We start from the raw sequence: 22,614 nt of genomic DNA, 5'->3' as shown, positions 1-22,614 counted from the left end.
AATTTTCTTGGAGGGTGGAACATGAAGAATGATAATCATGTCGAAGCACCTGTAAGATTTGGAACTAACTTAGGGTTAATGTTAGAAATGTATGATAATTACGTTAATGATCCAGAGTCAGTACCGGAAGACTTGCAAGTGTTATTCGATGAATTAACAAGTAACAACACAGGCGCTGGCCTACAATCAAGTACTGGGGTGGACAACTCAAGTGTAAAACGTGTAATGCGTTTAATTGATAATATCAGACAGTATGGACATTTAACTGCAGATATTTATCCAGTGTACCGTCCAGAAAGAAAAAACGTACCAAAATTAACACATCAAGACTTTGGACTTTCAAAAGAAACTTTGGAAAAACTTCCAGCAGTTATCGTATCAGATCACTTTGATGGAGAATTTAACAATGCATATGAAGCAATAGAATATATGACTTCTTGTTACCAAGGTCCTATCGCTTTTGAGTACACGCATATTAATAATAATGAAGAACGCGTATGGTTGAAGAGATATATCGAATCAACACATACAATTGAAATTACTAAAGAAGAAAAAATCGAACTATTAAAAAGTTTAGCTGAAGTAGAAGGCTTTGAAAAATATATCCATAAGAATTTCGTAGGTGCTAAACGCTTCTCAATCGAGGGTGTAGATAGTTTAGTACCAATGTTACAAAGAGTATTAAAACGTACGAATGCTGCAAATATACCAAACATCCAAATTGGTATGGCGCATAGGGGTAGATTAAACGTTTTAACTCACGTATTAGAAAAGCCATATGAAATGATGATTTCTGAATTTATGCATAAGAATCCACTTATTTTCTTACCGAAAGATGGTTCTTTAGAAATTACAGCTGGTTGGACAGGCGATGTTAAATATCACTTAGGTGGTACGAAGACAACAAGTAAATACGGTATCGAACAATCGATTACTTTAGCCAACAACCCAAGTCACCTAGAAATCGTTTCTCCAGTCGTACTTGGTAAAGCGAGAGCAAACCAAGATACAACAGCAGATGCAGGAAGACCAAGTCAAGATGTTAATAAATCACTTGCAGTCTTAATTCATGGTGATGCTGCATTCCCTGGACAAGGTATTAACTTTGAATCTATGAACTTAAGTAATTTAGATGGTTACACAACTGGTGGTTCATTACACATTATTACAAATAACAGAATTGGTTTCACTACTGAAGCTGAAGATGGACGCTCAACAACATACTCAACAGATGTTGCAAAAGGCTATGACTTACCAATTATCCATGTAAATGCAGATGATGTTGAAGCTACTGTTAAAGCTATTGAAATGGCAATGGACTTCAGAGAGAAATTCAATAAAGATTTCGTCATCGATTTAGTTGGTTATAGACGTTATGGACATAACGAAATGGACGAACCATCTATTACAAATCCGATGATGTATAAAGCGATTAAAGAACATCCATCTATTGAACATATTTATGGTAAAAAGCTTGTCGAAGAAGGCATTATTACAGAAGCTGAAATGAATGAAATTTTTGAAGATGTAACGAAACGCTTAAGAGCTGCTCATGACAAGATTGATAAAGATGCTGAGATGGATAATCCAGAAATGACTTTACCTGATAACATCAGTGAAGGACAAGATTATGAGTTAGCAAACGCTACTTATGAAGAATTAAAAGCGATTAATGATGCAATGTTTGATTATCCAGAAGATTTCACAGTCTTCAAGAAGTTAAACAAAGTATTAGATAGACGTCGTGAACCATTTGAAAAAGACGGTCTTGTAGACTGGGCACATGCTGAACAACTTGCATTTGCGACAATTTTACAAAATGGTACACCAATTCGATTAACTGGACAAGATTCAGAACGTGGAACATTCGCACATAGACATGCTGTGTTACATGATGAGAAAGATGGTAAGTTATTCATTCCATTACATCATGTACCGAATGGTAAAGCATCATTCGATATTCATAACTCACCATTATCTGAAGCTGCAGTAGTTGGTTTTGAATATGGTTATAATGTTGATCATCCACAATCATTTAATATTTGGGAAGCACAATATGGTGACTTTGCAAATATGGCACAAATGATATTCGATAACTTCTTATCTAACAGTAATGCTAAATGGGGAGAAAAGAGTGGTTTAGCTTTATTCTTACCACATAGTAATGAAGGACAAGGTCCTGAACATTCATCAGCAAGATTGGAAAGATTTTTACAATTAGCTGGAGAAAACAACATGACAATCGCAAACTTAACAAGTGCTTCTAACTATTATCACTTATTAAGAAGACATGCAAAATATCTTAACACAGATAAAATGAGACCATTAGTCTTAATGTCACCAAAAAGCTTATTAAGAAATAAAATTGTTTCACGTCCAATTGAAGAATTCACTAAAGGACAATTTGAACCAATTTTAGTTGAACCATATAAGAAGACTAAAGTTAAGAAAGTTATTATTTCATCAGGAAAAATGTTTATTGACTTAAAAACTGAATTACAAAAAAATCCTAACGATGAACTTTGTCTAATTGCACTTGAACAACTTTATCCATTCCCTAAAGAAGAGATAAAGAACGTTCTTTCTGAATTCAGAAATCTAGAAACAGTTCGCTGGGTTCAAGAAGAAGCGAAAAACCAAGGTGCTTGGTCATTCGTTAGCTTAAAACTTCAAGACATTCTAGAAGATCGCAAAGTAGAGCTTGAATATCACGGTCGTAAAGTACGTTCTTCAACTGCAGAAGGCGACGGCGAAATATACAAACTTATACAAAGTAAAGTAATCCAAGAAGCTTTAAAACATAATTAGGGGGAAAAGAATCATGTCAGAGGTAAAAGTACCAGAATTAGCAGAATCAATTACAGAAGGAACAATTTCAGAATGGCTCAAATCAGTTGGTGACCAAGTTGAAAAAGGCGAAAATATCGTCGAACTTGAAACTGATAAAGTAAATGTTGAAGTCATTTCAGAAGTTGCAGGTGTTCTAACTGAAATCAAAGCTGAAGAAGGCGATACTGTTGAAGTAGGTTCAGTCATTGCAGTCGTTTCAGACGGAGAAGCACAACCAGCTTCAAACGATGCTAAACCTGAAAAGCAAGAAGAACCATCTAAAGAAGATGCAGGTAAACCAGAAGCTACAGAAGCTAAAGAAGAAACAGCATCTTCAAATGAAAGAATTCAAGCAACACCATCAGCACGTCGTTTAGCACGTGAAAAAGGTATCGACTTAAGCAAGGTTAAGACTCAGGCAGGAGACGTTATTCGTCCAGAAGACGTTGAAAGTGCAGCTAAACCTCAACCACAAGCTAAACCAGCTGAGAAAAGCCAACCAGCACAAGCTAAATCTAATGACAATCCTTCTAAACCTGTTGTTCGTGAGAAATTATCACGTAGACGTCAAACAATAGCTAAGAAATTATTAGAAGTATCTAATAATACAGCTATGTTAACAACATTTAATGAAGTTGATATGACTAACGTAATGGAATTACGTAAACGTAAGAAAGAAAAATTCCAAGAAGACCATAACGGTACTCGTTTAGGATTCATGTCATTCTTCACTAAAGCAGCAGTTGCAGCATTGAAGAAATATCCTGATGTAAATGCTGAAATTGATGGTACTGATTTAGTACTTAAACAATTCTATGATATCGGTATTGCCGTTTCTACAGAAGAAGGTTTAGTAGTACCAATCGTTAAAGATTGTGACAAGAAAAACTTCGCTGAAATCGAACAAGATATCGTAGACTTAGCTGTTAAAGCTAAAGATAAAAAATTAGGCTTAGATGACATGATGGGTGGATCATTCACTATAACTAATGGTGGTGTATTTGGTTCATTAATGTCTACACCAATTATCAATGGTACACAAGCTGCTATTTTAGGTATGCACTCAATTGTTACAAGACCAATTGCAATTGATAAAGATCGTATGGAAAATAGACCGATGATGTACATCGCGTTAAGCTATGACCACAGAATTATTGATGGAAAACAAGCAGTAGGATTCTTAAAAACAATTAAAGACTTAATTGAAAATCCAGAAGATTTATTATTAGAATCTTAATATAGGATTAAGGGAAAATACAACGACATTTATTGTCGTTGTATTTTTTCATTTTATGAATCATCTCAATTCTGAGTTGGGGTTTTATTTTTAGTTGAAAATGGCTTACTATAAAGAAAGTATTTAATTAAAACAATAATTTTAAATGGGGGATAATATGGGGAAATCGATACATGAACGTTGGAAAGAAGACGCGTATTACTATGAAAAACGTGCGGCAGAAGATGAGAACTACGAAGAAACGAAAGCACGAGTCGAAAAGAAAAAGGCTCAAATTAAAGAATCATTGAAACACAATAAGGATAAAAACAAACAAATGGAAGAACGTTTGAGTAAGAAAAATAGATAATGGGTTAACAATACAATTGATTAACAATGTTGAATTTTAAATTAAGCACACCTCTATCAATATTTAATTAAATACCTAGTGCTATTAATATATTAAAGTGGTAAAATTATTTAAAAATACTATTAAACAAAATATAAAAAAGAGGTGGGCAAAATGACAGTTGATTGGTCAATATTGTCAAATCCTATTGTTGCATCTATAGTAGGGGGCTCCGTAGGTTGGTCACTATCACAATTTACAAATAGGAAAAGAATGAAACACGAAAAAGAAATAAATGACATGAAGTTAAAAGCAGATGTCGTAGTAAAATCAAGAATGGAATGGATTAAAGAAGTAAGGGAATTAAGTAGTGATTTAGTAGCTGAACACACTAATCAACTACTAAATATTAAAAAATTAATAAGTCTTTCAAATGAGTTTAATAGATATCAATCATTAATGTTTCAAGAGATTAATGAAGAAAAACCTAGTATTGAAAGTATTAATAGATATAACTCAGAGTCGATTAAAATAGTTGAAGAAATTACAGAAATAGACAAACTATTTGCAGAAAAAACTCAAACGTTCAATAAAATTCAATTTAAATTTATAAGTTACTTTCCTAACGAAACCATAAATAATGAAACAAATAAAGAAAATGAAATTTTAATAAAAAATGGAAGATGTTATTATCACTGTTGAAGAATTAAGAAAAACATGGCAAGAGAATATCAATAAGGAATATTTGAACAAATCTCCACAAGATTATTTATTACAAATTAATGAAATCGGAGAAGAATTCAATGATGATATAAAAGAAACATCAAATGAACTTGATGAATTTATAAAGATAATCACATTTTATTTGAAACAGGAATGGGAAAAGGTTAAACGGATTGAATAATTTACCGAAATCCCCCAAAGTATTAAATGATAATAGATATTTATATAAAACAGATTACTTATAAACCACTTCACTAAAACATTTTAACAAATATAAATGAAATATATATACTACCTAAATCCAGAAGATTTATTATTAAAATCTTAATTTAGGATTATGGGAAAATACAACGGCGGAAATCGTCGTTGTATTTTTTTCGTTTTATGTACTTTTATATTAAGTGCTTATCTTGCATATTAATGGTAGAATTACCAAGATATATTTTATCAGCTGGACATTCTTTATATAAATCGGAGGTTAGAATATTATGCATTCTAATGAGCTTAAAGGAATTTTTAATGCAACTGGAGCTAATATTTATTATGAATCAAAAGGTAATGGCGAAAATTTATTATTAATTCACGCCGGAATTGTAGATTCAAGAATGTGGGATAACGAATTCAACTTACTGTCTGAAAAATATCGAGTAGTCAGGTTTGATCTTCCTGGCTTTGGGTTAAGTGATTTTACTGAAGGAAGTTACAATTATAATCTAATTATAAATGAACTACTTATACATTTAGACATTCATCATACACATATTTTAGCAGCTTCATTTGGTGGAAAAATAGCTCTTGATTTTTATTTAGAAAACCCTGCAAAGTGTCTGAGTTTAGCGCTTTTGTCTCCAGCTATAAGTGGTTGGAATGCATCTACTTTCTTACAAAATTATGAAGAAAAAGAAGAAAGATTAATAGATGAAGGGAAAATAGAAGAAACTGCACAGTATAATTATGCGACTTGGATACAAAGAAATCGATCACCAGAAATCATTAATCCAGATGTGAAGCAATTGATTATGGATATGCAGCGAAAAATTTTAACTAAAGGTGAACCTAATGTTTCTTCTGAAGAAATAGAAGTTGAAGATAATATCTCACAATTAAATAATATTGAGATACCTGTATTGATTGTTAATGGTCAATGTGATGTACCAGATTTTCTAGAAATCGCTGAGGTTATGATTAAAGAAATCCCAAATATAAAAAATATTATAATACCTAATACTGCACATTTAGCTAACCTTGAATCACCGGAGCTCTTTTTAAAAATAATTTCGGAATTCTTTGCCGAGAATACTAATAAAAGTTAAGATAGATCGATAGTATTTGCACTTTGAACCAGAACTGCTAATAACGGTATCAGTATTTGCACCTTTGGCCAGAACTGCTAATAACGGGGTTCTTATTTACAAAACTCAAAAGAAGTGTAAATACTGCGACTCTTATGAACACTTTCAACTAAACTTGTTCGTAACGGCGCCCATACAACCCAAAAATATATTTTTCATTATTCTCAATTTGATTGATTTGTCATACTTTGAATTTATTTGATATAATTTATAGGAATTCATATATAGGAGAGATATTCATGAATGGACTACGAAGTGTTACATTATGGACTTTTGATATTAAAGAAACAGAGTCATTTTATAAAGATATTTTAGGGCTTAATACCTTGATGAACCATGAAAAGAATATCTTACATATCGGCGATGCAAATCTTGCACCTGGTACGAGACTGATTTTCAAGCAATATTCTGGTGATTCAGATCAATTAGATACGCATTTTCACGGGATTGCTTTACGTGTACCGACTGATTACGCATTATATGAATATAAACAACAATTTGATGATCATAAAGTTAAATATGAGTCTGTGCAACAATTAAATGGTAAGCACCTATTTAAATTTTATGATAATAATGGACATGCGTTACATCTTATTTCTGATGAACAAAATTCCGGTGTACCTCTTGGAACTGCTTATGATGGTGGTCCAATTAGTCCCATTCATCAAATTCAAGGAATTGGACCGGTCATGGTTAAATCACCTGAGACTCAAGCAACTGGCTCATTATTAAATAATATTTTTGAGTTGCAATTGTTTGCTGAATACAAGACAATAGATGATGAGTCAGCTATCGTATTTAAAGTCGGTGCTGGTGGAAATGGCGGAGAGTTACATTTGATTGATTATCCAGATGCAATTGAGTCATTAAATCCACCTATCGAAAGAGTAGCAATCTCCATTGATGATATCGATCATTTTGAAAAAATAGTTAATCACGTTAAAGAAATTGAAATGGAACATCATATTATTCAACATGAAGCCGGCTTAATTTCGTTATATGTGCGTGATTTAACTGGCATCATCATTACAATTACATATGACACAGTGAATTAAAGGAGCGGTTTATTTATGTTACATGAAACTTGGAAAGAAAATCACGTTATTAAACAAGTAGAAGTTACAAATACAGATGCACAAAAATTTAAAGTATCTGATATGTTAACAGTAGGTAAAACATATGATGTCGTTAATGAAACAGAAGAATATTATCAAATCATTGATAATTCTGGACATGTTGGCGGCTACTACAAAATATACTTTAAAGAAGTATAAATATACGATAAGAGTCTGATACATCTATATGTTCCGGACTCTTTTTTAAGTTTATAAAATGTAATAAAGGAGAACACAATGGCTAATTTTAATAAATATTTAAACAACGACGAAACTATATATGATGACGCTTTGTCTATGATAAAGCTTAATAAGAATATACTTTTAAAAGGACCGACTGGTTCAGGGAAAACGAAACTTGTTGAAACACTTGCGAGAGATTTAAATAAACCGATGCATTCTGTAAACTGTTCTGTAGATTTAGATGCAGAAAGTTTATTAGGTTTCAAAACAATTGAAACAAATGAACAAGGTCATCAACAAATTGTATTTATCGATGGACCTGTTATTAAAGCTATGAAGAATGGTGACATTTTATATATCGATGAAATCAATATGGCGAAACCAGAAACGTTACCTATTTTAAATGGTGTATTAGACTTTAGAAGATCGTTAACAAATCCATTTACTGGTGAAGTCGTACAAGCTAAAGAAGGTTTTTCAGTCGTTGCCGCAATCAACGTAGGCTATATCGGAACATTACCAATGAACGAAGCATTAAAAAACAGATTCGTTGTCTTAGATATTGATTATATAGATGGCGAAACATTAAAAATGATTATTAAAGAACAAAGTGCATTACAAGATGATGAAATCATCGATTCAATTGTTCAATTTAATAAGGATTTACGCATTATGTCGAGCCAAGGTCAAATTTCAGAAGAATCAGCGAGTATAAGAGCATTGATTGACTTAGCTGATTTAGCAACTGTTATTCCAGTTAGACGTGCGATTAAACGTGCCATTATAGACAAAATAGACGACGAAAGAGAACAACAAGCTATACAAAATGCAATTGAATTAATTTTCGAGTAAGGAGAATATCATGAGTGATCGTTTTATATTATTTAATGACGAACAAATCGATGCACAACAAATAATGATGTTAACTGATTTAGCAAAATTATTACTTGAAGATCCAAACGTTAAAGTTTCTTTCCAAAAATTCCAACACTATGATCCTATCAACAATACATGTAATGTTAGTTTCACATGGTTACATCGACCTGAACACATTATAAATGCAGGGCTAAAATCCGACATAATGTTAGATACTTTAGGATTTAAACATACAGACCCAGCTATATATAAAGAAGTATTAGATGAGTCATTTGATCATATGAGCTTTTTCAAACAATTATTTATGCTTATTGAAGAATACCGTCTATCAAATTTGATTATGTCTAAACGTCCAGTCACTAAAAAGTTGTTTAAGCATAGATTGAACGTCAAAATCAAACAAAATAATAGTCAAATTCATGTTTATCAAACGAAGACAACTTATACAGACTTATTATTTTTAGCAATAGAACATGCTATTTTAAACGAAAATTTCATCAACAATATTTCAATAAATGATGATTTTGATGATGCACTCGTACAAGTGTTTAATCGATTAACGCAAATATTCAACTTGCAATCATCTGAAGATAGTTATGATTTAGCTGTAAGTATCATGATTTTAGTGGATTATTTATTAAAAGAAGATATGCTCAACCAGTATTATCATATCCCAGAGCGTATTTATCGTTCTTATGAAAAAGAATGGACTTTAGAAGATTTAAAACGTCAAGATGCAGCTAACACTGATCAAAGTCATGAACAAGAACATGATCCAGACGATATTGAAACTGCAGATGCTGAAACAAAGACGAACGACAGTCAAACTGACAGTAAATCCTATTTAGAAATGGAACTTCACGAAGGCGAAAATAGCGACATTCTGACAGATAACGATAGAGAAGGTGACGCTGGCGATGATATGACGGATATGATGGAGAAAAAAGGTAAGGGCTCTAACAATACTTTAGATGATGAAGAGGGCGGTGCCCGAGGTCTTAACCAACAATATCAACTTAAAGGTATTAATCAAAATGTTTCTCTTACTTTCAATCGACCAGATATTTTACCAGCTCATATGGAAGCATATAAAGAAGCTGTCGATAGTGTTCAATTTGAAATAAAAGACTTAACGAGCATTATTCAAAAATCAATGAATCATCAATATAGTGATATAAGAGAGAACTTAACTAAAGGTCGATTACAAAAAAATCTTCTAAATTGGTTTATCGATGATCAATATAAACTATTCTTCAAAAAAGATGCATTTAGCAGAAAACTAGATGCAACATTCACATTATTAGTTGATGCATCAGCAAGTATGCATGACAAAATGGAAGAAACTAAAAAAGGTGTCGTCTTATTCCATGAAACACTGAAAAATTTAGATATTAAACATGAAATTCTTGGTTTTAGTGAGGATGCTTTTGAAGCTGATAAATTAAATCAACCTAACACTATTGAAGAACTTATCTTATATAATGAATCAACACTTAAACAGAATGATGCAAGAATTATGACGTTGGAACCTCAAGATGATAATAGAGACGGTGTCGCATTAAGAGTTGCAACTCAACATTTACTTCAAAGATCTGAGTCTCAAAAATTCTTAATTGTATTTTCTGACGGGGAACCTTCAGCTTTTGATTATGCAGAAGACGGCATTATAGATACACATGAAGCTGTGATAGAAGCAGATAAACAAGGGATTTATGTCTTTAATGTATTCCTTAATCAAGACCTAATTGATGAAGCCACGAAAAAGACTGTTCATAACATCTATGGTAAACAAAGTTTATTTGTTGAAGGTGTTGAAAATTTACCATACCAATTGGCTCCGTTATTGAAAAAATTACTGTTGCAATCTATATAATTAACAAACCTAAATAATAACATTCTTTTTTAAATTTTCAGAAATTTCATATAGACGAAAACAAACTCCAATGATAAAATATAAATTATTGTTAGACGCAAAAGGAGTAAAATATATGAACAAGAATATTTTTGTAGTAGGGTTTATGTTATTCGCGATATTCTTTGGTGCCGGGAACCTAATATTCCCACCAGCATTAGGATTATCGAGCGGTCATTTCTTCTGGCCAGCTATATTTGGTTTTGTAATTACGGGAATCGGTTTGCCACTTATTGGTGTAATCGCAGGTTCAATTGAGGACAAGGGATACAGAGTTTCATTAAGCAAAATTCATCCAGTCTTTGCAATTGTATTATTAGTTGCAATTTCTTTAACAATAGGACCATTATTCGCAATACCACGTACAGCAGCAACATCTTTCGAGATGGGTATTACACCAATTTTTGATACAAATAGTTCAATGGCTTTATTTATTTTCTCACTGATTTACTTTGTCATTGTCTTTTACTTAAGTTTCAACTCAAGTAAAATGGTTGATAAAGTCGGTGCGATTTTAACACCATTACTATTAATTTCGATTACAGCATTAATTATTAAAGCATTCTTCTCATTAGGTGGAGAAGCATCTGTTGCAGGTGATACTGCTGTATATAGTAGTGCTGGAACAAGCTTTGGTAAAGGTTTCGTTGAAGGTTACTTAACAATGGATGCTATCGCAGCTATTGCTTTCTCACTAATTGTTATTACAGCAATTAAGAGTAAAGGTGTAACGAGAGAAACAGGATTATTCAAACAAACAATTTATTCAGGTGTTATTGCAGCAATTGCACTTGGATTTATTTACATCTCATTAGGTTGGATCGGTAATCACATGAACGTTTCAGCTGAGACACTTAAAGAATTAAACGATAACGGTCAAAATATCGGTACATATCTCTTAACAACAGCCGCACAATTAGCATTCGGTGAATTTGGTAAATATTTAATCGGTATTATCGTTGCATTAGCTTGTTTAACAACAGCTACAGGTTTAATCGTATCAGTGAGTGAATTCTTCCACGAAATTATACCTAAAATTTCTTACAAATGGTTTGTAACAATCTTTACATTAATTAGTTTCATCCTTTCAAATCAAGGTTTAACTACAGTAATTAAAGGTTCACTACCAGTATTATTAGTGTTATATCCAATCGCAATTACAGCTGTATTATTAATTGTTCTTGCTAAATACGTTGGTACACCACCAATCGCACAGCAATTATCAGTAGCACTTGTAACAATTATTTCATTAATATCAGTTGTAAACCAAATGGGTTGGGCTAAAATTGGATTTATTCAACAATTACCATTATCAACTTACCAAATGGAATGGATTCCGTTTGCAATCGTTGGATTCATTATTGGATTTATAATTGGTAAAGTTAAGAATCAAGCTCCAATCACATATTCGTAAGTTGTATAAGAATCTTCAAATTAATTTTGAAGATTCTTATTTTTTATGTCATCATATTGATAACAATATAAAAAGGGGTTGGTTTTCATGATATTAAATGCATTTATAAACAAAGATGAAACATGGTTATTGTGGGCAATTCTAGTAGGTATTGCAGCGCTTAGTATCTTTTTAGAACAAAGGTATCAATTTGCAGCAAAACTAACAGGCGCTATCATTGCATTAGTTGGTGCGATGATATTATCCAATCTCAATATCATTCCAATTGAATCGCCAGTTTATGATCAAGTATGGGAATATGTTATTCCATTAGCAATTCCTTTACTTTTATTTAGATCAAACATATTTAAAATATGGAAAGAAAGTAGAAGACTTTTATTTATATTTCTTATCAGTTCAGTAGGTACTGTAGTAGGTGTTGCAGCAGGATTTTTATTACTTCATCAATTCATACCTGAACTAGATAAAATTGGTGCTATGATGACTGGTAGTTACATAGGTGGTGGTGTGAATTTTGCAGCACTGAGCACGAAATTCCAAACACCTGGAGAATTAGTTTCCGCAACAGTTGTAGCCGATAATAGCGTAATGGCGTTCTACTTCATTGTACTCATTACGCTACCGAATATGAAATTTGTTAAAAAATATTTTAAAAGACTTTATACGTCAAATGATGATGGAAACAGTAATCAAGCAGAAGCATATTGGAAACGAAATGAAATAAGTCTAAAAGATATTGCTTATTCGATTTCTATAGCATTTGCGTTAGTTGCGATAAGTTTTAAAATTTCAGAACTCGTTAATGAATACATGCCTAAAAACAATCACTTTATGGAAATATTAGTGAGTATTATAGGTGACCAATTTTTATTATTAACAACATTAACACTTGTTACAGTAGCTATGTTTAGTAAATTCTTTGAGAATTTAAACGCTTCTGATGAACTCGGTACATTTTTAATATATATTTTCTTTGTCGTAATAGGTGTACCAGCATCTATACCAATCATTATCAAAACAGCACCATTATTATTTATTTTCGTTGCCGTTATTTTGATTTTCAATTTATCTATAACACTGTTCTTCGGAAAATTGTTCAAATTCAATATAGAGGAAATGTTACTAGCTAGTAACGCTAATGCCGGAGGACCAACAACAGCAGCTGCATTAGCAATATCTAAAGGTTGGCAAGGATTAGTCGGACCTATTTTAATCATCGGTACTTTAGGTTATGTAATCGGAAATTACGTCGGAACATTAATGGGGTATTTCTTAGGCCAATTTATGTAAGAAGGTGTATGGATGAGTAGGGGGATGTAGGAGATGTGAGTTTGTTGGGGGATAACTCAGATGTTTTGTGATCTCGTGCGTTTATTTCATCTTTTATTCACATCTAAAACCAAGTCTTAGCCTAACTAAGTAATTAAGCCATGACTTAGATAATCTCTTGGCTTTATTCATTACTTAAGCCATGACTTGGACAATCTCTTGGCTTTACTCGGTACTTAAGCTAAGACTTTGGCTATCTCTTGGCTTTATGTAAATGTCAACGTAAAAATGTACAAAATTGATGTTATGTCTTGTCACTTTCTCTCGGTATGTGGTTTTTTAATCGGTATGATTTACCTGTAATTTTAACGACATTTGAGTGATGTAAAATCCTATCTAAAATAGCGTTTGCTATTTTAGGATCCTCAAAAACTTCGTTCCATAAATTAAAATTGATGTTAGTTGTAAATATCGTGCTCTTCTTTTCATATCTTAAATCTATTAGTTGGAAGAATAATTTGGCATCTTCATTATCAATTGGTAAGTAGCCAATTTCATCAATAATTAACAGTTTGTATTTACCATAATGTTTGATTCTACTTTCTAACCTGTTCTCTATCTGTGCTCTTTTTAAATTCTGAATGAGATCGTGACACTTTATAAAATAGGTACTGACTCTTTTTTTAGCTGCTGCCATGCCTATGGCTGTGGCTAAATGTGTCTTACCGACACCACTAGAGCCTAAAAATACAATGTTTTGATAGTTTTCTATAAAGCGTAAATTCGAAAAATCTAATAGTTCTTGTTTGTTAATCGATGGTTGAAAGGAAAAATCAAAATCTGATAGTTCTTTTTTGAATGGGAAAGCTGCCACTTTAACCATTGACTCAATCATATTTTTCTCTTTAACTGCGATTTCATAATCACTCAATTTTACTAATGTATCAATAAATGACATTTCATTTTTAATGCTGAAGTCTATAACATCATCTAAGTGATTGATCATTTGATTCATTTTTAGATATTCTAAATTTTCTTTTAATCGCCTATAATTTGTTGAATTACTCATCATAAAGCTCTCCTATCGTTTTTAAATTATCTAATGCAATTTGATTAATATCATCATGATTTCCACAGGAAATCGCTAAAGTTTCTAGATAATGCTGCTTTTCATAATTTAATTTACGGCGTGTGATAGGGTGTTCAACGATTAATTTGGTGTTATAATATACATGTAATATTTGATCATAAATTTGAACTTCAACTGTTTTTCCGCAATATTTAGCTGGTACTGAATATTGATTAGTCTGATATGTAATCATATTAGAGCGGTTGACTTTCAAGTATTTATGTTTCACTTTATATGAGTTTCTTACATGTACATGTGGTAGTGTCTGTAGGGGACTCTTTTCTTTTTCCAATTCAATTATCGGTATTTTACCAGTACCTACATGTACAGAATAATTTAATCGGTCATTTAAATTTGAAATAAAAGATGGAATCTCATTTAAATAAAGCTCTCCTTGATATGCATGTATCTCATCCAATATCTTCATAATAGACTCGACTTTCCCTTTTGTTCTTGGTCTACCAGCGACACATGGTCGTACCTTAAATCCAAAATCATCAGCGAATTGTTTAAATCTACGATTGATTTGTCCACTTGAATACTCTGTTCTTGGCTGAGTCATTACGGTCTTCATATTGTCAGTTATAAATTCTTTAGGTACACCTTCAATCGTTTCAAACGCATTGACTAATAAATTATGTAATACTTCGCTTGATTTACTCATCGTAACTTGCATAATTTTAAATCTGGAATATGATAACAGTAATACTCCTATATTCAATGATACTTCTTGATTATCTTTAGTACTAAATCTTATATCTTCTTTCCAGTCAAATTGCGCTTGATGACCAGGACTTGTTTCATATCTAGTTGTGCCACTTGGCGACAACTTGTGCTTTCCTCTTTTAAAATATGCATTTAATTCTTCATGTCTTGTGATATAAGCCCTAAAAGTAGAATATGCACATTCAAGTCCATGATTATCTTTTAAGTATTGCCATAATATTCGTTTATAGTAGAACTTTTGTTCACATTCATCAGACAATAACCTTTTAATTTCCTCATAATAATTATCTATTAGAGAAAATCTATTTCTTTTTTTGCTTGGCAGGTAACCATTTAGGTACTTATCAACCGTTCTTCGGTCTACACCCATCTGCCTTGCGACTTCACTCTTGTTTATTTTCATTTTTAAGCTCTCCATTATTATTTTAAAATCTGCTAAGTCTTCCAGACTTTTAACTTTAAAATCCTTTTTTATATTTAACGATAATTTCATTAATAATCACCTCAATAAAATTATCGCTAATTTATAAGTGTTGTACATACTTAAACAAGCAAAAGTGTACATTCTTAAACTATCATTTCCAGCTTTATTCTGCACTTAAGCCATAACATAGGCAATCTCTTGGCTTTATTCAACACTTAAGCCATGACTTGGTCCATCTCTTGGCTTTATTCAACACTTATGCCATAACTTGGGCAATCTCTTGGCTTTATTCTGCACTTGAGCCATGACTCAGAAGGTCTATTCACTTAACTAAGCCTTCACAACGCACACCTCGAATACTCTCATAACTCAAATCCTCACAACAAAAATCCCACCAACAAATGCAAAGTTTGTTGGTGGGGTCTATTATTTATGATTTAAATGTGTTTCTTAATTGCTGCTGTTCGTCTTTGAGTTGTAATAATTTTGTTTTTAAGTCTTGTTCTAAGCTTTGCAATTCTTGTTCTGCTTGCTGACGTTTACGTGTGCCGTCTTCTTGTATGCGTAATGTTTCTTGAATTGTATCTACTATATTAGTTTGAGTCGTCTTCAATGTTTCGATATCAACGATGCCTCGTTCATTTTCTTCAGCTGTTCTAATCGCATTCTGTTTCAACATTTCAGAGTTCTTCAATAATAATTCATTTGTTGTATCTGTTACTTTTTTCTGAGCTTCTGAAGCGCCTTGCTGTCTTAAAAGTGTTAACGCGATTGCCATTTGGTTCTTCCATAATGGGATACTCGTTAAAATTGAACTTTGAATTTTTTCTGCTAGAGTTTGGTTAATATTTTGTATCATTCTAATTTGTGGGGCAGATTGTAATGTAATTTGTCTAGAAAGTTGTAAGTCATAAATTCTTTTTTCTAGTCTGTTAATATATTGTTGTAAATCTGCCAGTTCTTGTACATCCATTTGGTTATTAGATGCTTTAACTTTTTGTTCTAAATCAACAAGATTATGTTGTTTCAACTCGTCGCGTTTCTTTTCTGCTGCGGCGATATAAATATTTAATGCATCAAAGTAAGCTTTATTTTCTTCATATAATTGATCTAATAAACCAACATCTTTCATCAGCATATTTTGTGATTTCTGCAATTCTACAGATATACGATCGACTTGTGCACCAACAGATTGATATTTACTAAACATTTCATTTACAGAACGTTCAGCTCTTCTAAAAATACGTTTCAATCTAGATTGATTTTGTTTTTGTAATTCATCTGGATTGACTTCTTTTAATTTATTCATTAAGTTTCTTAATGAATTACCAATAGGGCCTACATCTTTAGATTGTACTTGTGTCAGCATTTGATGTGAGAACTGTGATAATTTATTTTGAGCTTGTTGACCATAGAGTAGAAGACCATCATTATCTAATGGTTTAATCTGCTTAGCAATTTCATCAATTCTTCGTTGATCTTCATCAGAGAATGTCTTTTCGTAAGTTGATGTGACATCAGAAGGGGTTTGCTGTTCTGTAATTTCTGAAGTTTGTGGTGTTAACGCTTCTGATGAATCTTTAAATGGGTCATCAATAAGGTCGTCAAATAAGTTCTTATTCGTTTCAGTCATTGTTACGCTCCATTTCATATTCATATTTTTTATGAGTTTTTGTTAAATTTACTTTTTCTTTCGTTGATTCTGGAATGCCTTTTCTATAGCTATTTCTTTGTTTAGCAATATCAGCAAGTTCCATTTCAATATCTAATTGATGATAACTCGATTCATTTAACTCTTTTAAATCGGCAACGAGTGTTCGTTTGATTTCATCAATCGTGAGCTTTGTTTGTTTAAGTTTAGCTTTTTCTTCTTTAGATTTATTTGGCATACGTTGTAAAATTGTGTAATTATCAATTAAATTCACAGTATTGTCTAAGTGAGAGTAGAAGAAGCTTTCTACTTTATAAAATTTCTCAGGTGACTGTTTAACCGTGTTATAAATTGTACGTGCCAATTTAGCGACTTCGTTTAAGTTCTTGAATTCTTTATACGATCTAATACGCATATAGTTTTTATAAAGTCTTTTCAATTTAGGCTGCGCTTCGTTTAATTGTTTTCTAATAAAATGGAATTCTCGACGCGTTAAACCCATTTCTTTTAAATACCGTCGTGAACTATACCATTGTATGGGTAAAAAGCTAATAACGTAAGTGCCTGCAAATACAGCCATATCTATAAGAAAATTTAAATCTAATTGAAAAACACTAAATAAAAAAGCAATAAATGATATAGGCACTGCTAATAATGCACCTAATACATATGATAAATTATATTTCATTGTCATCTTCCTAATTTATAACGTTTTGAAATGCTTTGTTTTTTCGTCTAAAGTGGTATCTTCGATTGTATAATTTTCTACAACTGAAGCTGGCGCTACTCCCTGGATAACACCATTAATAAATTGTTCTAATTGATCTTCGTCACCACTTGCGTATATTTCTACATAATCGCTGACATTTTCAACGGTACCAACTATTTTATGTTTCTTAGCGAGTTGAGCAGTGAAAAATCTAAACCCAACACCTTGTACACGTCCAAAAACTTTAATATGTTTTCCGTTCATATTTATCACCTCATATCTTTATTATAAAGGGTTCAGTGTAAAAAAACTAATAATTAGAAACAAATCCACAAGCTATTTTCTTGATTTAATATTCAATAAGATTTAAATTAACTCTAGGGCAATTTTCTAAATAGGGGAGATTTTAAGATGTATAAAATCGTAACAATCCGAACAGATTATGAGGGATGGTGGCTGTTTGACGATTGGAAAGACTATATCATTAAAGAAATTGAATGTCAGGACTATGATGAAATGGTCAGCCAATATCAGAATTTACTTAATCAGTATCAAACGAAGTTTACGAATGAACTTGTAGGTAAACATAATATACATGCTTTCTATAATAATTGTGATCTTTCGTATTGCGAAGACTGCGAAGAAGATATGCAAATATTTTATAGTATTCTTATATTAAATGACAATTCAATTTATACGCCATTACCAAAATAATAAATTCTGAAAATATCTTAAATGGTATTGCATTTGAATATTCTGTGACGTATAATAAGAAATAGCAATATCGTTATTCCATATTGCAAATAACATTATTAATTAATTGTGTTTTTTGTAATATGCGAATATCGCATATTGAATTTTAGTCTTGGAGGTTTCACAATTATGAAACAAGGTACAGTTAAATGGTTTAACGCAGAAAAAGGATTTGGCTTCATCGAAATTGAAGGAGAAAATGACGTATTCGTACATTTCTCAGCAATTAACCAAGAAGGTTACAAATCTTTAGAAGAAGGTCAAGCAGTAGAATTCGAAGTAGTTGAAGGCGACCGTGGCCCACAAGCTGCAAACGTTGTAAAACTATAATATATATGAATTTGAACGACTAAAAAGAAACCCTAACATTGTTAGGGTTTCTTTTTGCGTTATCATATTGTTATTATTTAATAATAAATTTTAAGATTTCAGCTTATTATTTTACGTCGTTCATAATCAATTGTTTTAATGTTTGTCTTTTAATAACTTCTCTCGCTTTTCCATCTTTAACAAATAGAACTGAAGGTTTAAGCATTTGATTATAATTTGAACTCATAGAGTAGTGGTAAGCACCTGTAGATAATACAGCAATATAATCACCGATTTTCGTAGATTTAGGAAGTTTCATATCTCTACCGATTAAGTCACCTGATTCACATAACTTACCAGCGATTGTGACTTCATGTGTATCTACATCATTTCTATTCACTAACAACGCTTCATATTGTGCATCATAAAGTGCCGTTCTAATATGATCACTCATACCGCCATCAATCGATACATACGTATTAACATTAGGAATCTCTTTGATTGTTCCTACTTGATACAACGTAACACCCGCTTCACCAACAATTGAACGTCCTGGCTCTATAGAAATCTCTGGAATAACCATATCATATTTTTGACTATTTTCTTTAATGGCATCTGTAATCAATTTAATACCATCTTCAATAGGGTAACTTTTATCCGCTTCAGTATATTTAATGCTAAAACCGCCACCTAAATTTAATATATCAATCTCAATATCATGTTCTTTTAACCATTCAAATACAATTTGGATGGTGTTGATTGTACCATCAGCTTCAAAAATTTGTGATCCAATATGGAAGTGAATACCTTTAAAGTCTATTTTATCTGATGCTTGTAAAGCACGAACACCTTCAAGTGCCGTACCGTGTTTAATAGACAAGCCAAATTTACTATCTTCTTGACCAGTTTGTATAAATTCATGTGTATGTGCTTCAACGCCAGGATTAACTCTTAATACAGCTTTAATAGGCTTAGAAGCTAATCGATTAATACGTGTAATTTCATCTAATGAATCAATAACGAAATATTCAACGCCACTTTCAATCGCATATTCAATTTCTTCATTCGTCTTATTGTTACCATGAAAATGAATTTTACTTGGGTCAAATCCACTTGCTAAAGCTGTATATAATTCACCTTCAGATACGACATCTAGACCCATTTCTTCTTCTGCCATCAATTTAAACAATTGAATACTACTAAATGCTTTAGAAGCATAAGAGATATTATATGATAAGCCACTTTCTTTAAATGCTTCATGGAATCTTCTACATTGTGTTCTAATTTGTTCCTCATCATATACGATAGTAGGGGTACCAAAACTTGCAGCTATCGTTTGTAATGATACATTGCCCATTGTAAGAACACCTTGGTCATTATATTTAACTGTCATTATCTAATCTCCTTTATTAATGAATGATGGTTTAATGCACTGATTTGCTCAGAATTTGCACCAACACCTTTAAATGTAAATTCATCAATCCTTATATCGTTACTATACATAACGACTTCATCACCACTTTGGATTGTATCATCTACTTCAACGAACATGTGACTCATCATCAACCCTCTAATTGGATAGCGTTGTTGATTAATAAGTGCATCATGTTTCGCTCTTGTCTTAAGTATACCGTCTCCATAGCCAATATCAACTACAGCAATGTTACAATCTTTATCAGCTGTATATTGGAAACTGTATCCACAAGTTTCTCCTTTTTTAATAGGGCGAACTTGGATTACATTAGCTGTGACAGTAAAGTTCTGATCTGTAAGTGTAGTAGGGAGGGTACTATAAGGTCTTGACCCATAAAGTATAATACCAAGACGCGCATGCGTATGTTGATTGAACAATCCGTCTTCTCTTACATAACTTGCACTATTTTGTGCGTGAATAAATTTGAAGGCATAACCTTGGTCTAATATAAATGATAAGCAATCAATCCAAGCTTGTCTTTCTGTTTCATATTCATCGCCACCAAATTCATCTGCATATCCGAAATGTGTCCAAATACCTTCGATAATCGCTTGCTCTGCAATAGGTAAGTTTTCATTATGTTTGAGCACTTGCAACATTTCATCTTGATCTTTCAAACCAGAACGGTGCAGTAGATTTTCAAGTTCTAAATGTAATTTAACGCCTGCTAAATCTTCTACATGTTCATGATAGAACGTCAATGAAGGTAACGTCATCGCGATGTTATGTGCCTTTAATGTTTCAAATTCGATAGATGGATTCATCAAAAAGATATTCACTTGTTTATCTATTTCACGAATTCTTACCGCTTCATGAAGTGATGTCGTACTGAATGTTTGAATACCTGCCTGAATAAAGGATTTTACTGCGAATTCTAGTCCAAAATGATAAGCATCGTTTTTCACGACAGCCATAACTTTGTTATCTTTAATAACATTTTTAGCATTTTTTATAAAATTTTGTTCATCAATCGTAATACGTGCTACCATTATTTGTCCGCTCCTTGATTTAATAGTGCTGTATAGTAATCAGCGACACTGATCAATACTTCTTCATCGAAATTGAGTCTATTTGTATGTAGACCATAAATATAATCTTTTTCAAGATTACGCGTTCCAAAAAAGACAAAATAACTTGGTGCTAATTGACGATAGAAACTAAAGTCTTCGCCAAATAAATAAGGCTTTTCAAGTTCAAGTAATGTTAAGTCGAGGCTCGTTAAAGCTTTTTTAACGCCATCATATAATTGTGCATCATTGGTAGTAGGTGGATATCCTTCAGCAAAATCAACTGTACATGTAACACCAAATAACAATTCAACACTTTCAGCGATTTTTTGCATTTGATTTTTAACAATTTCAAGATCATTCGTATCATATGTACGAATCGTACCTTCTAAGTATCCATTCTCTGGAACGGTATTTATGGCTTCACCAACATTGAATTGTCCAACATGTACAATATTGCGATTTAAACCATTTAAATGAAATTGCTGAATTTGTGTAACTTGAGATAGTACATGCATCATCGCTTCTGATGCTGCTTTACCATCTTCTTTGCTGGCAACATGACTTGAGCTTCCTTTTAAATAAAATCGATATTCTGTTGCACTAGCTGTAATTTCATCGTTTTTAAAAGCTACTGTGCCAACATCTTCAAATGGCATAATGTGTACGCCATAAATTTTCTCTATTTTATATTTATCAAACACGTTTGATTGGATTAATTGATTTGCACCCGCTTCAGTTTCTTCGGAAGGTTGGAATATAAATACGACATTATGTGGCAATTCACCTTTATCGTATAAAGCTTTACAACGTTGTGTAAAAAGCATTAACGCTGTCGTATGACCATCATGACCACATGCATGCATAACTTGATCAACCGTACTTTTATAAGGTACATCGTTTACTTCTTGAATAGGTAAGGCATCGATATCCGCTCGATACGCAATTGTATGATTCGAATTGCCTTCTAAATAACCAATGACACCCGTTTGAATAGGGCGTTCGTAAGGAATATTTAATTGTTTTAAGAAGTCTTCAATATACGCAGTTGTCTCATATTCTTGCATACTTAACTCTGGGTGTTGATGTAAGTATCTTCTTGTATTTTTCACAAATTCTAATTCAGACATTTAACTCAGTCCTTTGTATTATGTATAGAAAGAGGGAGCGGGATAGAAATTTCATTTAAGGAAA

General features: G+C 32.2%; 22 protein-coding genes. 14 read left to right on the top strand and 8 right to left on the bottom strand.

All coding sequences use genetic code 11. The features are described 5' to 3' along the window. The first annotated feature begins 21 nt into the window (after positions 1 to 21). The 12 genes from LQ611_RS00485 (at position 22) to LQ611_RS00430 (ending at position 13,259) form a co-directional block, all read left to right on the top strand. Positions 22 to 2,808 carry a 2-oxoglutarate dehydrogenase E1 component gene (locus LQ611_RS00485; protein WP_107565649.1) on the top strand — a complete coding sequence of 929 codons (2,787 nt, stop codon included), beginning with the start codon at positions 22 to 24 and terminating at the stop codon, positions 2,806 to 2,808. Between the two features lie 13 nt (positions 2,809 to 2,821). Beyond that, the gene (odhB, locus tag LQ611_RS00480; protein ID WP_025905223.1) at positions 2,822 to 4,066 is read left to right on the top strand and encodes a 2-oxoglutarate dehydrogenase complex dihydrolipoyllysine-residue succinyltransferase; all 1,245 of its coding nucleotides are present in this window, start codon (positions 2,822 to 2,824) and stop codon (positions 4,064 to 4,066) included. A gap of 157 nt (positions 4,067 to 4,223) precedes the next feature. Beyond that, a complete protein-coding gene (locus LQ611_RS00475; RefSeq protein ID WP_103362023.1) occupies positions 4,224 to 4,415 on the top strand; it encodes a hypothetical protein in 192 nt (63 codons plus the stop codon). A 153-nt stretch (positions 4,416 to 4,568) separates the two neighbouring features. After that, complete coding sequence (locus LQ611_RS00470) at positions 4,569 to 5,096, top strand: hypothetical protein (RefSeq protein ID WP_204175684.1); 528 nt, start codon at positions 4,569 to 4,571, stop codon at positions 5,094 to 5,096. Then, the gene (locus tag LQ611_RS00465; RefSeq protein ID WP_103362020.1) at positions 5,071 to 5,298 is read left to right on the top strand and encodes a hypothetical protein; all 228 of its coding nucleotides are present in this window, start codon (positions 5,071 to 5,073) and stop codon (positions 5,296 to 5,298) included. The genes LQ611_RS00470 and LQ611_RS00465 overlap by 26 nt, the downstream gene beginning before the upstream one ends. A gap of 307 nt (positions 5,299 to 5,605) precedes the next feature. Further along, the gene (locus tag LQ611_RS00460) at positions 5,606 to 6,430 is read left to right on the top strand and encodes an alpha/beta fold hydrolase (RefSeq protein WP_107618391.1); all 825 of its coding nucleotides are present in this window, start codon (positions 5,606 to 5,608) and stop codon (positions 6,428 to 6,430) included. Between the two features lie 278 nt (positions 6,431 to 6,708). Continuing rightward, complete coding sequence (locus LQ611_RS00455; RefSeq protein ID WP_025905041.1) at positions 6,709 to 7,524, top strand: VOC family protein; 816 nt, start codon at positions 6,709 to 6,711, stop codon at positions 7,522 to 7,524. Between the two features lie 15 nt (positions 7,525 to 7,539). After that, complete coding sequence (locus LQ611_RS00450; RefSeq protein WP_107566076.1) at positions 7,540 to 7,743, top strand: DUF6501 family protein; 204 nt, start codon at positions 7,540 to 7,542, stop codon at positions 7,741 to 7,743. A gap of 78 nt (positions 7,744 to 7,821) precedes the next feature. Beyond that, complete coding sequence (locus LQ611_RS00445; RefSeq protein WP_239709270.1) at positions 7,822 to 8,619, top strand: ATP-binding protein; 798 nt, start codon at positions 7,822 to 7,824, stop codon at positions 8,617 to 8,619. A 10-nt stretch (positions 8,620 to 8,629) separates the two neighbouring features. Then, on the top strand, positions 8,630 to 10,516 hold the full coding sequence (locus tag LQ611_RS00440; protein WP_107590714.1) for a vWA domain-containing protein: 1,887 nt from the start codon (positions 8,630 to 8,632) through the stop codon (positions 10,514 to 10,516). Positions 10,517 to 10,631: 115 nt separating this feature from the next. Further along, on the top strand, positions 10,632 to 11,969 hold the full coding sequence (brnQ, locus tag LQ611_RS00435; RefSeq protein ID WP_107590713.1) for a branched-chain amino acid transport system II carrier protein: 1,338 nt from the start codon (positions 10,632 to 10,634) through the stop codon (positions 11,967 to 11,969). Between the two features lie 87 nt (positions 11,970 to 12,056). Then, the gene (locus LQ611_RS00430) at positions 12,057 to 13,259 is read left to right on the top strand and encodes a DUF819 family protein (protein ID WP_107566079.1); all 1,203 of its coding nucleotides are present in this window, start codon (positions 12,057 to 12,059) and stop codon (positions 13,257 to 13,259) included. Positions 13,260 to 13,542: 283 nt separating this feature from the next. Here LQ611_RS00430 and istB read toward each other — a convergent pair whose 3' ends face one another. The 5 genes from istB to LQ611_RS00405 form a co-directional block, all read right to left on the bottom strand. Next, positions 13,543 to 14,307, bottom strand: a complete 765-nt coding sequence (istB, locus tag LQ611_RS00425) for an IS21-like element helper ATPase IstB (RefSeq protein ID WP_191836705.1) — start codon at positions 14,305 to 14,307, stop codon at positions 13,543 to 13,545. Then, positions 14,300 to 15,586 (bottom strand): IS21 family transposase, encoded by a 1,287-nt coding sequence (gene istA, locus LQ611_RS00420; protein WP_239709269.1) that lies wholly within the window; start codon positions 15,584 to 15,586, stop codon positions 14,300 to 14,302. Before istA ends, istB begins: the two co-directional genes overlap by 8 nt. Positions 15,587 to 15,947: 361 nt before the next feature. Beyond that, positions 15,948 to 17,150, bottom strand: a complete 1,203-nt coding sequence (locus tag LQ611_RS00415; protein ID WP_025906027.1) for a toxic anion resistance protein — start codon at positions 17,148 to 17,150, stop codon at positions 15,948 to 15,950. Then, positions 17,143 to 17,856, bottom strand: a complete 714-nt coding sequence (locus tag LQ611_RS00410; RefSeq protein ID WP_107565492.1) for a 5-bromo-4-chloroindolyl phosphate hydrolysis family protein — start codon at positions 17,854 to 17,856, stop codon at positions 17,143 to 17,145. Before LQ611_RS00410 ends, LQ611_RS00415 begins: the two co-directional genes overlap by 8 nt. A 15-nt stretch (positions 17,857 to 17,871) precedes the next feature. Next, entirely contained in the window at positions 17,872 to 18,141 is a 270-nt protein-coding gene (locus LQ611_RS00405) for an acylphosphatase (protein ID WP_025906029.1), read from the bottom strand. A 147-nt stretch (positions 18,142 to 18,288) separates the two neighbouring features. Between LQ611_RS00405 and LQ611_RS00400 the strand changes: the two genes are divergently transcribed. Then, positions 18,289 to 18,591, top strand: coding sequence for a DUF1033 family protein (locus tag LQ611_RS00400; RefSeq protein ID WP_025906030.1), 303 nt, complete (start codon positions 18,289 to 18,291; stop codon positions 18,589 to 18,591). A gap of 168 nt (positions 18,592 to 18,759) precedes the next feature. Further along, positions 18,760 to 18,960, top strand: a complete 201-nt coding sequence (cspA, locus tag LQ611_RS00395; RefSeq protein ID WP_016912585.1) for a cold shock protein CspA — start codon at positions 18,760 to 18,762, stop codon at positions 18,958 to 18,960. 106 nt (positions 18,961 to 19,066) lie between these two features. On the opposite strand, the gene lysA is transcribed toward cspA, so the two are convergent. The 3 genes from lysA to LQ611_RS00380 are packed head-to-tail and all read right to left on the bottom strand — an operon-like array spanning position 19,067 to position 22,550. Next, a complete protein-coding gene (lysA, locus tag LQ611_RS00390; RefSeq protein ID WP_107565493.1) occupies positions 19,067 to 20,332 on the bottom strand; it encodes a diaminopimelate decarboxylase in 1,266 nt (421 codons plus the stop codon). Beyond that, entirely contained in the window at positions 20,332 to 21,402 is a 1,071-nt protein-coding gene (gene alr / locus LQ611_RS00385; RefSeq protein WP_107565494.1) for an alanine racemase, read from the bottom strand. The genes lysA and alr overlap by 1 nt, the downstream gene beginning before the upstream one ends. Beyond that, a complete protein-coding gene (locus tag LQ611_RS00380; protein WP_239709268.1) occupies positions 21,402 to 22,550 on the bottom strand; it encodes a M20 metallopeptidase family protein in 1,149 nt (382 codons plus the stop codon). The genes alr and LQ611_RS00380 overlap by 1 nt, the downstream gene beginning before the upstream one ends. Positions 22,551 to 22,614 lie beyond the last annotated feature (64 nt).

Origin of the sequence: Mammaliicoccus sp. L-M44 (genome assembly GCF_022386355.1) — a bacterium.
GTDB lineage: Bacteria > Bacillota > Bacilli > Staphylococcales > Staphylococcaceae > Mammaliicoccus > Mammaliicoccus sciuri_A.
This window is presented reverse-complemented; position numbering and strand designations above follow the sequence as displayed.

What these genes read in the sequence shown, in the direction of transcription:
- LQ611_RS00410 (WP_107565492.1), bottom strand. Translation starts at nt 17,856, where the DNA reads ATGAAATATAATTTATCATATGTATTAGGTGCATTATTAGCAGTGCCT.
- cspA (WP_016912585.1), top strand. Translation starts at nt 18,760, where the DNA reads ATGAAACAAGGTACAGTTAAATGGTTTAACGCAGAAAAAGGATTTGGC.
- LQ611_RS00460 (WP_107618391.1), top strand. Translation starts at nt 5,606, where the DNA reads ATGCATTCTAATGAGCTTAAAGGAATTTTTAATGCAACTGGAGCTAAT.
- alr (WP_107565494.1), bottom strand. Translation starts at nt 21,402, where the DNA reads ATGGTAGCACGTATTACGATTGATGAACAAAATTTTATAAAAAATGCT.
- odhB (WP_025905223.1), top strand. Translation starts at nt 2,822, where the DNA reads ATGTCAGAGGTAAAAGTACCAGAATTAGCAGAATCAATTACAGAAGGA.
- LQ611_RS00485 (WP_107565649.1), top strand. Translation starts at nt 22, where the DNA reads ATGAAGAATGATAATCATGTCGAAGCACCTGTAAGATTTGGAACTAAC.
- LQ611_RS00440 (WP_107590714.1), top strand. Translation starts at nt 8,630, where the DNA reads ATGAGTGATCGTTTTATATTATTTAATGACGAACAAATCGATGCACAA.
- brnQ (WP_107590713.1), top strand. Translation starts at nt 10,632, where the DNA reads ATGAACAAGAATATTTTTGTAGTAGGGTTTATGTTATTCGCGATATTC.
- LQ611_RS00380 (WP_239709268.1), bottom strand. Translation starts at nt 22,550, where the DNA reads ATGTCTGAATTAGAATTTGTGAAAAATACAAGAAGATACTTACATCAA.
- istA (WP_239709269.1), bottom strand. Translation starts at nt 15,586, where the DNA reads ATGAAATTATCGTTAAATATAAAAAAGGATTTTAAAGTTAAAAGTCTG.
- LQ611_RS00405 (WP_025906029.1), bottom strand. Translation starts at nt 18,141, where the DNA reads ATGAACGGAAAACATATTAAAGTTTTTGGACGTGTACAAGGTGTTGGG.
- LQ611_RS00445 (WP_239709270.1), top strand. Translation starts at nt 7,822, where the DNA reads ATGGCTAATTTTAATAAATATTTAAACAACGACGAAACTATATATGAT.
- LQ611_RS00475 (WP_103362023.1), top strand. Translation starts at nt 4,224, where the DNA reads ATGGGGAAATCGATACATGAACGTTGGAAAGAAGACGCGTATTACTAT.
- istB (WP_191836705.1), bottom strand. Translation starts at nt 14,307, where the DNA reads ATGAGTAATTCAACAAATTATAGGCGATTAAAAGAAAATTTAGAATAT.
- LQ611_RS00430 (WP_107566079.1), top strand. Translation starts at nt 12,057, where the DNA reads ATGATATTAAATGCATTTATAAACAAAGATGAAACATGGTTATTGTGG.
- LQ611_RS00400 (WP_025906030.1), top strand. Translation starts at nt 18,289, where the DNA reads ATGTATAAAATCGTAACAATCCGAACAGATTATGAGGGATGGTGGCTG.
- LQ611_RS00465 (WP_103362020.1), top strand. Translation starts at nt 5,071, where the DNA reads ATGGAAGATGTTATTATCACTGTTGAAGAATTAAGAAAAACATGGCAA.
- lysA (WP_107565493.1), bottom strand. Translation starts at nt 20,332, where the DNA reads ATGACAGTTAAATATAATGACCAAGGTGTTCTTACAATGGGCAATGTA.
- LQ611_RS00450 (WP_107566076.1), top strand. Translation starts at nt 7,540, where the DNA reads ATGTTACATGAAACTTGGAAAGAAAATCACGTTATTAAACAAGTAGAA.
- LQ611_RS00415 (WP_025906027.1), bottom strand. Translation starts at nt 17,150, where the DNA reads ATGACTGAAACGAATAAGAACTTATTTGACGACCTTATTGATGACCCA.
- LQ611_RS00455 (WP_025905041.1), top strand. Translation starts at nt 6,709, where the DNA reads ATGAATGGACTACGAAGTGTTACATTATGGACTTTTGATATTAAAGAA.
- LQ611_RS00470 (WP_204175684.1), top strand. Translation starts at nt 4,569, where the DNA reads ATGACAGTTGATTGGTCAATATTGTCAAATCCTATTGTTGCATCTATA.